Origin of the sequence: Gemmatimonas sp., from assembly GCF_044376735.1 — a bacterium.
In the GTDB taxonomy this organism is placed as follows: Bacteria; Gemmatimonadota; Gemmatimonadetes; order Gemmatimonadales; family Gemmatimonadaceae; genus Gemmatimonas.
This window is the reverse complement of sequence record NZ_JBILKJ010000089.1, coordinates 1-10,557: the sequence shown is the minus strand read 5'-3', so window position 1 is coordinate 10,557 and position 10,557 is coordinate 1. Positions and strand designations below refer to the sequence as shown.

Here is a 10,557-nt window from a genome sequence, read left to right as displayed (position 1 = left end):
GCGCGCGACGGGCCGCTGCCGATCGCCGATGCCCTCCGCTTCGCTGATGAGATGGCGAACGTACTCAGCTACGCGCATGGACGCGGCGTGATGCATCACGATATCTCGCCGGAGAACATTTTCATCGAGAACGGCCAGGCGATCGTGGCCGACGTCGGCATCGCGCACGCCGTGAACGCCTCGCGTGACACAACGCGCACTGCGGCCGCGATGGCGGTGGGCACGCCCACCTACATGAGTCCGGAGCTGGCCAGCGGCGTCGTGGGTGACGCACGCAGCGATCTCTACGCGCTGGGGTGTGTGGTGTACGAGATGCTGGCCGGCACACCTCCGTTCACCGGCCCCACGGCGATCGCCGTGACGGTGCGGCACGCGATCGAGCCGGTCGCTCCACTCGGCACCGTGCGCGCCGCGGTGTCGCGGCCAATATGCGAGGCGGTCGAACGCGCGTTGGCGAAGTCGCCGGCCGATCGCTTTCCCTCGGTCGAGGAGTGGCGGCGGGCGCTCGCGCGCGCCGGCGGAAGTCATCCCCCAACCAGCGATGTGGTGGTCGCGCCGAGGATCGCCCGACCCGCACCGGCGCCGGCCACCGCGCTGCTGGGCCGCGACGACGCGTTGGCGCAGGCCAGTGATCTCGTGCGTTCCGGGATGCGTGTGCTGACCGTTACCGGCGCCGGTGGCACCGGGAAGTCGCGCGTTGCCGTCGAGCTGTTCACGCGCCTGCAGGACGAGTATCCCGGCGGCTTCGCCTATGTGTCGCTGGCGTCGGTGACGCGGGCGATCGACGTGATGCCCCACGTGGCCTCCGCGATGGGCATTGCCGAAGCACACGGTCGGGCCGCCGTAGACGCGATCGCAACGGTGATCGGCACAAGCCGCGTGCTATTGCTGCTCGACCACCTCGAGCCGGTGCATGATGCTGGCGGCGCGCTCGCCCATCTCGTGTCGCGCTGCGCCGGCGTATGCGTGATCACCGCCAGCCGTGCGCCGCTCGCGATTGGCGCGGCGTGTGAGCTGATGTTACCCGCGCTCGCGCTCCCGACGCGTCACGCGACGCTGGTCGACGAACTGCTGCAGTCACCCGCGGTCGCGCTGTTCGTGCAACGCGCCGCGGCGGTGGAGCCGACGTTTACGCTCACGAGCGCAGATGGCGCGGCTGTAGCCGCGATATGTATCCGTCTCGATGGACTGCCGTTGGCGTTGGAACTCGCCGCCGCGCGCAGTCGGACGCTCGCCCCGGTGGCACTCCTCGCGTCGCTGACCGACGCGCTCGACCTCGTTGTGTCGGACGACGACCGTGGTGCCGCGCCTGAGCGCACACTGCGCGCGACGATCGCGTGGAGCTACGCGCTGCTCGACGCCACCGAGCAGCAACTGCTGCGCCGATTGTCGGTGTTCTCCGACGGCTGGACGCTGGAGGCAATGGAGGCGCTGTGCGCTGCCGGCGGCGAGCCTGTGCACGCCCTCGAGAGACTGCGCTCGCTGGTGGAGAAGGGATTGGTGCGCGTGGAGGGCGCGGGTGAACGGTATACGCTGCCGGCGTCGATCCGGGCGTACGCGGCCGAAGCGCTTCGGGAGCGTGGCGAGGCGGAGTCGGTAGCGCGCGCGCACGCTGAGCTGTTCCTCGCGTTCGCCATCGCGGTGAATGCCGGGATCATGGGCGCCGGACAGCTCGAGGCCATCCGGCGCGCACGTGGCGACCACGCCAACCTCCAGGCGGCGATCCGGTGGTGCACCGGTCAGGCGCGAGACGCACGCCCGCGACATGACGTCGGCACGGCGGATGTTGTCGAGCAGGGGCTCATGCTGTGCGGGTCACTCCGTTGGTTCTGGCATATCACGGGGCAGCACGTTTCCGCGCACGACGTGATCGCGGGGCTGCTGCCGTTGGCGAAGCACCATGCGCCGAGCCCCGGTCGCGTCCTCGCGCGGCTGACCGTCGGTATGGCGTCGATCAACAGCGGCGCGCCGGAGCGAGGAGTCGACGAGTGGTTAGACGCGCTGGCCGACGCACGCGCGCTGGCGGATGATGTGTTGCTGGCCGAGGCGCACATGGGCGTCGGCTACGGCCATATGTGCAATGGGCGCATGGAGGACTCGGGCGCGGCGCTGGACGAGGCGATTGCCCTCAGCCAGCGGGCGCAGAACGAATTCCTGCTGTCGCGGTCGCTGTCGATGAAGGGGCTGCAGCTGTTCGTGTGCGGCGCACTCGACGCGGGCTTCGCGCTACTGACGCAGGCCCGCACCATCCAGACGCGGATTGGTGATGACGAAGGTGGCGGCCTCGCCCTCAGCTTTCTCGCACAGATGACGGCCGCGAGAGGTGACGTGGGTCGCGCGCTGGAACTGTATCGTCAGTCGGTCCTGTCGTTCACGCGGGTGGGCAACCGGACGGAACTGGCGCGCGTGCACAGCGAGATCGGGTGGACCGCCCTGTCGGCGTCACGTCTGCCGGTGGCGCGCGCGGCGTTCCGTGGCGCGCTGCGCGTGTACGACGAAGTCGGCAGCGCGCGTGGCGTAGGCCTCGCGCTGATGGGGCTGGCCGCCTCGGAAGCGGCCGACGGTCGCGCCGCCCGTGCGGTCACGATCGCGGCGGCCGCCGATGCCTTGTCCGAGCGCACGGGCGTGATCGTCGTACATTCGATGGGGCCCGAGATGGAGGGCCATGTGGAGACCGCGCGCGCCACGATCGGGACGGAGCTGCGGGAGGCGCTGGTGGCGGCGGGGCGGGCGATGTCGCCGGGCGCGGTACTGACCATGATCGCGGGATAGGTCACCGCCCGGCACCGCGGCGCCCACCGATCGCGACGGAGGCCGGGCCCCTACCAGTTCACCGACGCCACCACGGCACGGCCGGGGGTAAACGTTGGGACCTCCGACGCGCTGAGCAGCTTCACCGTGGCTTCGGGGCGTTCCCCTTGATCACGGACATCGGCTTCCAGCGCGGCGGTCAACGACTGCATGGCGACCGCGGAGGCCTCTTCCAGCGATGCCCCCTGCACCAGCAGCGCGCCCTGGAGCGGAGACTTGCCCCCTTCACGCTGGAACGCGACAAGGAACGTGTTGACGGCCGGTGTTGGCGCCGACCCATCGGCGCCAACCATGACCGTCGTTGCGGTGGCCAGCGACTGCTCGTAACCCTCAGCCGTCGGATCCAGCTCGAGACAGGCCGCGCGGATGGTGCAGTCGGTGCCGGCCGCGTAGCCGCTGTGGGGCGGCGCGTCGACCACGCGCAGTCGATACGGACTCCCTTGCGGGAGCACCAGGCGTGCGCGTGCGTCGATCCCGAGCACCCGCGCTCGAACCAATCCACCCGACACCAGAAACTGCACGCCGTCCCCGGTCACGAACACCGGACAAACCCCGGGCGCACTGAGGCGCTTCACGGAGTGAATCATCGGGGAATCGCTTACGGCGGACGACATGGCAACAGGCTAACGCAGCGTGGGCGATTCGTACCAGTGATACGGTGGCCCCTGCTGTTTCGTGACGGGAATATTGCGGCCCAGTGATCTATCGGCCGCCGTTCGGCGCGACGTGCGGGCTACGGCCTGAACGAGGGCGCGTCGCCTTCCTGGTCGGACTCGTCGAGATCATCGGGATATCCCGCCGCCGCTGTTTCGGAAAAGCGCCGAGATAACCGCACCTGCCACAATGGGTCCCGCAGCAACTCGGCGGGCAGCGGCGCGGCGGCGACGCCCGCATCCGCGCACACATCGGCCAGCAGGTCCTTCGCGTCGACGATCACCAGCGTGTCGGCGTGCAACCCCGAAAACACGCGCACGCCGTCGGCTTCGATGACATAGGCCAGCAGAAACTCGCTTGGGCCGAGGTCGTGCGTGAGGTCGGGCTCGTGCACGAAGCAGGTGGTGGCGCTGAGTCGATCGGTGATGGTCGCACCGACTCCGGCTTCGACCGTTTCGACTTCCCACAGCCCAAGCGGTGTGCGCAGCGCGGCGCTCACCAGCAGGCGGGTGTCGGCGTCGGCACGCTTGCCGGCGGCGTCGTCGAGCCACGCGGCGGCCACCGGCTTGCCCAGTGCTGTGGGCTCGTAGTTGAAGAGCGACCAGGTGGTGAAGAGGTCGGCCGCGCCTTCGTCGACATCCTCATCCTCCTTCATGCCCCAGGCATCGAGCGACGCATCGATCCATTCGGCCGTCAGCTTCTTCTCGGCCCAGTCGAGCAGCTCCTGCCCCACGCGCTTCTGACGCTGCAACACGACGTCGCCGCGCAGCCACTCGGCGCGCGCCTCGGCCGGCAGCGCTGCGGCTTCGGGGGGCACGGCGGCGCCGTGACACTTCTTGAACTTCTTGCCGGAGCCGCATGGGCAGGGTGCGTTTCGATCCATGCGGGGAATGTAGTGTGGGGCTGGCATCGGGTATTCACGCCGATGTGTGGCCTCCGCGTTCCGGCGACCCTACCGCTTACGGACCCACCGAAAGCCCGCCCCGATCGTGCTGATCACGACCGACTCGCCGCGCTGGCTTCCCAGAAACGTGCCGGTGTAGAAGAGCGTGGGGGTCGGGCCGCTGAGTCGCGGCGACGCGAAGTCGAGACGAACCTGGGTACCGAATCGCGTTCCCTCCTGTTCCACCCGGAAGAGCGCCGGGCCAACGAGCGCGCGCAGCACGGTCGAGCGGATATCGAATGCGCCGCCCGCGAGGAACGCCGCCCGCTCGTCGAAGCGGCGAATCTGACAGCCGCCGGGCTCGGGACGTACCGAGCAGTAGTCGTTGTCCCCCAGCGCGAGCGCCCGGGCCCGGACCCCGGCGATCCACGCACGCTTGGGCATTTTCTTGAGCGGCGCGGTGAGCAGGAACGACGCCTCGAACGAGGGCGACGAGGCCAGCGCCGTACTGGAGGTGACCGAGCCGCCTTCGACCTCGCCGGTGATCAGCCCTGTAGTGGTGTAGAAGCCCATCCCCACGCCCGGTCGGCGCTGGGCGGAGAGCAGGGTAGGCATGGCGACGGCAAGGGCCACCGAAACGGCCGCGGTTGAAAGGACCGCGCCGAGCACGCGGGCTCGCATGGAGAATCCTCGAGTAGGCACCCTCGGAAACTAGCGGCCGAACCCCACTCGTGCGCCGACCTAGCTGGTCGAGAGTGGCGGGAAAGAAAGAGCGCGGCCGGTGCGATGCACCGGCCGCGCTCTTTGAATCTCCTACCCGCCTACTTCACCGCATTCACCATGTCGAAGATCGGCAGGTACATGGCGACGATCATGCCGCCGACCACGACGCCGAGGAACACGATCATGACCGGTTCGAGCAGGGAGAGCAGTGCGCCCACCGAGGCGTCGACTTCGTCATCGTAGAAGTCGGCGATCTTGCTGAGCATTTCGTCGAGTCCGCCGGTTTGCTCACCGACGGCGATCATGCTGATCACCATGGGCGGGAACACTTCCGACTTCTGCAGCGGTCCGGCGATGGTATCACCGCCTGCGATGCTGGCGCGGCTCCCCATGATGGCGTCGTGCACCACGCGATTGCCGGAGGTGCGCGCGGTGATCTCGAGGCCGTCGAGGATACTGACGCCCGACGAGATCAGCGTCCCCAACGTCCGGGTGAAGCGTGACACCGCCGACTTGCGGAGCACGTCGCCAAGCACCGGCACCGTGAGCAGCGCCTTGTCGATCATGAACTGGCCGACGGGCGTCGCGTAGAAGCGCTTGGTGAAGAAGGTGGCGGCACCTCCGCCGAGCAGAAGCGCCCACCAGAAGGACGTTAGAAACGCCGACAGCGCGATCACGACCTTCGTGGGCAGGGGCAACTCCATGCCCACGCTGTCGAACATGCTGCTGAACACCGGGATGACCTTCCAGAGCAGCACGATCACGCAGATGCCGGCCACGCAGAGAATGACCACCGGATAGATCATCGCGCCCTTCACCTTGCGTACCAGGGCGTCGTTCTTTTCCATGAAGATCGCGAGGCGATTCAGGATGGTATCCAGGATACCGCCCGCCTCGCCGGCGGCGACCATGTTGGTGTACAGGTCGCTGAAGGCTTTGGGGTGCTTTCGCATGGCATCGGCCACCGTGTTGCCCGACTCCACGTCGAACACGACTTCACGCACGACAGAGGCCAGCACCTTGTTTTCGCTCTGGCGGGCCAGAATGTCGAGGGCCTGCACGAGCGGCAGACCGGCATTGATCATCGTGGAGAACTGTCGCGTGAAAATCACGATGTCGCGCATCGCGATCGAGCCGCTGGTCTTCTTCGGCGTCGATCGCGCTTCATCGACCTTGATGATCGTGAGGCGCTGCCGGCGAAGCTGGGAGACGGCGTCGTCCCGACTGGGCGCGTCGATCGTCGCGGACTTGAGCTCACCGTTGGCGCCGCGCGCCGTATACGTAAAGGTAGGCATGGTGTCAGGAAGTCAAAGTGCGGAAAACCGCTGCGACAGCACGTAGGGTCATCGACGGCCGAGGCCACCAGCGGCCACGCGATCGCCAGCGCGTGGGGTCGCCGTGGGCGTCGGCGCAAGGTCGTTCGCCCCTTTACCGATCATGCGTAGGAACTCGTTCGGGTCCCCCGACGCGCGCACGCACTCGTCAGCGCTCACCTGCCGCGACACATACAGCTGGTAGAGGGCGTCGTTCATCGTCTGCATGCCGAACTTCTTGCCCGACTGCATGAGCGAGTACATCTGATGGATCTTGTCGTCGCGGATCAGCGCACGCATGGCCGGCGTCATGACCAGAATCTCCGAGGCCATCACGCGGCCGCGCCCCACGAGCTTGGGCAGCAGCACCTGCGTGAGGATGCCCTCGAGCGTGAAGGCGAGCTGGGCCCGGACCTGACCCTGCTGGTGTGCCGGAAAGACGTCGATGATGCGATTGATCGCTTCTGCGGCGCTATTCGTGTGCAGGGTGGCGAACACCAGGTGCCCCGTTTCAGCGATGGTGAGCGCGGCCTGAATGGTTTCCAGATCACGCATTTCGCCGATCAGGATGACATCGGGATCTTCACGCAACGCGTACTTGAGGGCCGACGCGAAGCTCTTGGTGTCGGCACCGACTTCGCGCTGATTGATGATGCAATTGCGATGCCGATGAATGAACTCGATCGGATCTTCGACGGTGATGATGTGTCCACGTCGTTCGGTGTTGATCTTGTCGATCAACGCCGCCAGTGTGGTCGTCTTGCCGGAGCCGGTCGGGCCGGTCACGAGCACGAGCCCGCGCGGCCGTTCCGCGAAGGTGGCGATCACGGGCGCCAGCTGCAGCTCGGCGAACGTCTTGATCTCGAACGGAATTTGCCGGATCACCATGCTCACGCAGCCGCGCTGCTTGAACACATTGCCACGGAACCGTGAAAGATTCGCGATACCGAAGGAGAAATCGAGCTCGTCCTCCATCTCGAATCGCTTCTTCTGGCCCTCCGTGAGCACCGAGTACGCCAGCTGCAGGGTGTCCTTCGGCGTGAGGACATGATCGTGGCTGGACGACAGGATGTCACCATCGACCCGCAACTTCGGCCGGTCCCCGGCCGAGAGGTGCAAGTCGGACGCCCCACGCGTGATCATCTCGTCGAGCAGGGTACGCAGAGAGACGGTTAGATGTGCAGGAGCAGTCATGGTACTGGTAGTCGTGAACGGGGCGCCGTACGGCTCCCCGCGATAGGACGAGCGTCAGGGCGGAGAGGAAACCCACCCACGGGCGTGCTCAACTGGACGTTTCGCGGATGACCTGATCGAGCGTGGTCACCCCCTTGAGGACCTTGAGCCATCCATCCATGCGGAGCGACAGCATACCCTCGTCGATCGCCGCGTGACGCAGCACTTGCACATCGGCGTTCTGCATGACGAGCTTCTTCAGCGTCTGGGTCAGGAACATCACTTCATACAGGCCCTGTCGTCCCTTGAGCCCGGTGCCGCCGCAGGCGTCGCAACCGTGCCCCTTGAAGAAGGGGAGTTCGCCGATCGTGGTGTCGAGCGACAGATTGGTGAGGAAGGGCACGGCCTCGGGCGTCGCGCGCGACCGCGCGTTGTTCAGCGCCTCGTCGGTGAACCGGAGTTCACGCAAGGTCGTGTCCGCCTTTACCTTGGCGCCGAGCAACTCCGCCGTATCGGGCTCATACTTTACCTTGCACTTGCTGCAGATGCGGCGCACCAGTCGCTGTGCCAGGATGAGGTTCAGCGCCGACGCCACGTTGAAGGGCTCGAGTCCCATATCCAGCAGGCGGGTAATCGTCTCGGGCGCCGAGTTCGTGTGCAGCGTGCTCATGACCATGTGGCCGGTGAGGGCGGCCTTGATGGCGATGCCGCCCGTTTCCAGGTCGCGAATTTCGCCGACCATGATCACGTTCGGATCCTGACGCAGGAAGGCCTTGAGCGCCGCGGCGAAGGTCATCCCGATTTCCGTACGCACCTGCACCTGATTGATGCCGAAGAGATTGTACTCGACGGGATCCTCGGCGGTCATGATGTTCGTGTCGCCGGTGTTGATCTTCGACAACGCCGAGTAGAGGGTGGTCGTCTTGCCGGAACCCGTGGGGCCGGTCACGAGCACCATGCCGTACGGATTCGAAATGGCCTCCATGAGCTCGCGCTCGGCGCGCGGCTCGATGCCGAATTTCTCGAGGTCGAGCGTCAGGTTCCCCTTGTCGAGGATTCGGAGCACGACCTTTTCACCGAAGAGCGTGGGGAGCACGCTCACGCGGAAGTCGATCACCTTCTTGCCGACTTTCAGCTTGATGCGGCCGTCCTGCGGAACGCGGCGTTCGGCGATGTTGAGCGACGCCATGATCTTGAATCGTGAGATGAGGGCGGCGCGCATCTTGATGGGCGGCTTCATGACCTCAGCCAGCGCACCATCGATGCGGTAGCGTACCCGCAGTTCCTGCTCGAAGCACTCGAAGTGAATGTCGGAGGCGCCCTTGTGGACGGCATCGACGAGGATGGCGTTGATCAGCTTGACGACGGGCGCTTCATCAACCTGCGCCGCCAGCACGCTCGCATCCTGGGCTTCTTCCTGGGCCTCCAGGACCTCGACCTCATCCTCCTCCGCTGCGGCGATGTCCTGCAGCAGCGTTTGCATGTGCAGCTCATTCGCCTCGTAGTGCTTCTCGATCGCCGCGCGCATCGAGAATTCACCGGCCAGCACCGGCACGATATCGTAGCGCGTGATGAACTTGAGATCGTCGATCACCGACATGGCGGTGGGATCGGCGATCGCGACCGTGAGCTGTCGTCCGTCGCGCTTGAGCGGCAGTACCGTGTGCTTGGACGCCAGCTCGGCGGGGATCAGCTTGAGGAGGCGGGTATCCACCTCGAAGCGGGACAAGTCCACTGCCGGCATGCGGAACTGCCGGGCGAGCATGCGCACGACGTCCGTCTCGCCCACCATGCCCATCTTGACGACGGTCAGCCCGATTCGCTGGCCCGGAGTGGCCGCCTGTTCCTGGAGCGCCGATTCCAGCTGCTCGCGGGAAATCAGCCCCTCGCGGACGAGGAGATCGCCGAGCCGTTCAGTGGCTCGACCGGTGAGTGGTGCGGCGGTGGCGGACATGGATACGAGTTTCGGCTAGGACGCGGGTGCGGTGCGACGATTGGATGAGGGCGGAGCCTCACTTTGAGATGGACTGTACCGTCCGGAAAACGTCACCAGAGGGGCGAGCAACCGTGCCGTGGCCGGCCCGATGCCACGCACGTGACGGAGGCTCTCCACCGACTCAAACGGACCGTGCGCATCGCGCCACGCGACCAGACGGGCGGCGAGCGCCGGTCCAACCCGGGGGAGACGCTCCAGTTCTGCGGCCGACGCGAGGTTCACATCGACCGGCAGGACCGGAGCCGCGACGCGTTCAGCAGCGAGGTTCGGCCGCTGCCGCGGGCGGCTTGAACCGGCCCGGGCGGCGGAGGGCTTCGCCTTCCCGCGGCTCCGGGCGGAGTCGACGGCGGCGAGTTGCGCGTCGAGGGCACGGGCGGCGAGGTCCGCGCTGGGGGGGTCTCCCTGCTCAGCCCGGGTGAGCTCGCGCCCGAGGGCGCGCGTGCCCACGGCACGGGCGCCGCCGCCGATGAGGGCGACGGCCGCGAGAAACAGGAGTGCCTGTCGTTCGGCGGGCGTTGGCATGACGCCACGGTAGTGACAGAGCGCGCCAACCTAGTAACCCGCGTAACGCCCGCGTCATCTATTGAACGCGGAGTCCGGTCCTACTTGAGATCACCCGCAAAGAAACGAAGCTGCAGGACCGCACTGAAGATCAGGTTCGACGTCTGCCGGTTGAAGTTGCGGTCGAAGTTCACGACCCGCGACCCGGTCAGACTGAAGGTGAGCAGTTCCGACAGGTCGGTATCGGCGTTGACGTTGAAAGCCCGGCGTCCGTTGTCGGTCAGCACCGACGGGGGGATGATGACGACGGCGCCCGAGCTGTTGGTCGACGACGACCCCTGTACGATCGTCTGGGACTCCTCGCTCTGATACGACAGCGACGTGCGCACCGTGGCGTTCCGCGTGGTGAAGCGCTTGGGCACCTTGAAGCGCCGGGCCACGTCGAACGCCATGCGCCGCGTGTCGCCGTTGGTGAGCGAGCCGGGGCGGTTGTCTTCACGGTG

9 protein-coding genes are annotated in these 10,557 nt (G+C 66.7%); 1 reads left to right on the top strand and 8 read right to left on the bottom strand.

The genetic code is table 11. The annotated features are described in order from the left end of the window. Positions 1-2,772 (top strand): protein kinase (locus tag ACIRA7_RS11635; RefSeq protein WP_396221010.1); only part of this gene is annotated, 2,772 nt, incomplete at its 5' end. Positions 2,773-2,822: 50 nt separating this feature from the next. Here the strand turns inward: ACIRA7_RS11635 and ACIRA7_RS11630 are convergent. From ACIRA7_RS11630 to ACIRA7_RS11595, 8 genes are all read right to left on the bottom strand, one after another. Continuing rightward, complete coding sequence (locus ACIRA7_RS11630) at positions 2,823-3,425, bottom strand: hypothetical protein (protein ID WP_396221009.1); 603 nt, start codon at positions 3,423-3,425, stop codon at positions 2,823-2,825. 119 nt (positions 3,426-3,544) lie between these two features. Next, positions 3,545-4,348, bottom strand: a complete 804-nt coding sequence (locus ACIRA7_RS11625) for an SEC-C domain-containing protein (RefSeq protein ID WP_396221008.1) — start codon at positions 4,346-4,348, stop codon at positions 3,545-3,547. A 69-nt stretch (positions 4,349-4,417) separates the two neighbouring features. Continuing rightward, positions 4,418-5,050 (bottom strand): hypothetical protein, encoded by a 633-nt coding sequence (locus tag ACIRA7_RS11620; RefSeq protein WP_396221007.1) that lies wholly within the window; start codon positions 5,048-5,050, stop codon positions 4,418-4,420. 119 nt (positions 5,051-5,169) lie between these two features. Beyond that, entirely contained in the window at positions 5,170-6,366 is a 1,197-nt protein-coding gene (locus ACIRA7_RS11615) for a type II secretion system F family protein (RefSeq protein WP_396221006.1), read from the bottom strand. A 48-nt stretch (positions 6,367-6,414) separates the two neighbouring features. Continuing rightward, on the bottom strand, positions 6,415-7,578 hold the full coding sequence (locus tag ACIRA7_RS11610) for a type IV pilus twitching motility protein PilT (protein ID WP_396221005.1): 1,164 nt from the start codon (positions 7,576-7,578) through the stop codon (positions 6,415-6,417). A gap of 88 nt (positions 7,579-7,666) precedes the next feature. Beyond that, a complete protein-coding gene (locus tag ACIRA7_RS11605; RefSeq protein WP_396221004.1) occupies positions 7,667-9,511 on the bottom strand; it encodes a GspE/PulE family protein in 1,845 nt (614 codons plus the stop codon). Between the two features lie 15 nt (positions 9,512-9,526). Then, positions 9,527-10,075 (bottom strand): ComEA family DNA-binding protein, encoded by a 549-nt coding sequence (locus ACIRA7_RS11600; protein ID WP_396221003.1) that lies wholly within the window; start codon positions 10,073-10,075, stop codon positions 9,527-9,529. Between the two features lie 80 nt (positions 10,076-10,155). After that, positions 10,156-10,557 (bottom strand): hypothetical protein (locus ACIRA7_RS11595; RefSeq protein ID WP_396221002.1); only part of this gene is annotated, 402 nt, incomplete at its 5' end.

Bases quoted from the DNA above. Each gene is read 5' to 3' on its own strand.
- ACIRA7_RS11600 (WP_396221003.1), bottom strand. From the start codon at position 10,075: ATGCCAACGCCCGCCGAACGACAGGCACTCCTGTTTCTCGCGGCCGTC.
- ACIRA7_RS11630 (WP_396221009.1), bottom strand. From the start codon at position 3,425: ATGTCGTCCGCCGTAAGCGATTCCCCGATGATTCACTCCGTGAAGCGC.
- ACIRA7_RS11625 (WP_396221008.1), bottom strand. From the start codon at position 4,348: ATGGATCGAAACGCACCCTGCCCATGCGGCTCCGGCAAGAAGTTCAAG.
- ACIRA7_RS11615 (WP_396221006.1), bottom strand. From the start codon at position 6,366: ATGCCTACCTTTACGTATACGGCGCGCGGCGCCAACGGTGAGCTCAAG.
- ACIRA7_RS11610 (WP_396221005.1), bottom strand. From the start codon at position 7,578: ATGACTGCTCCTGCACATCTAACCGTCTCTCTGCGTACCCTGCTCGAC.
- ACIRA7_RS11605 (WP_396221004.1), bottom strand. From the start codon at position 9,511: ATGTCCGCCACCGCCGCACCACTCACCGGTCGAGCCACTGAACGGCTC.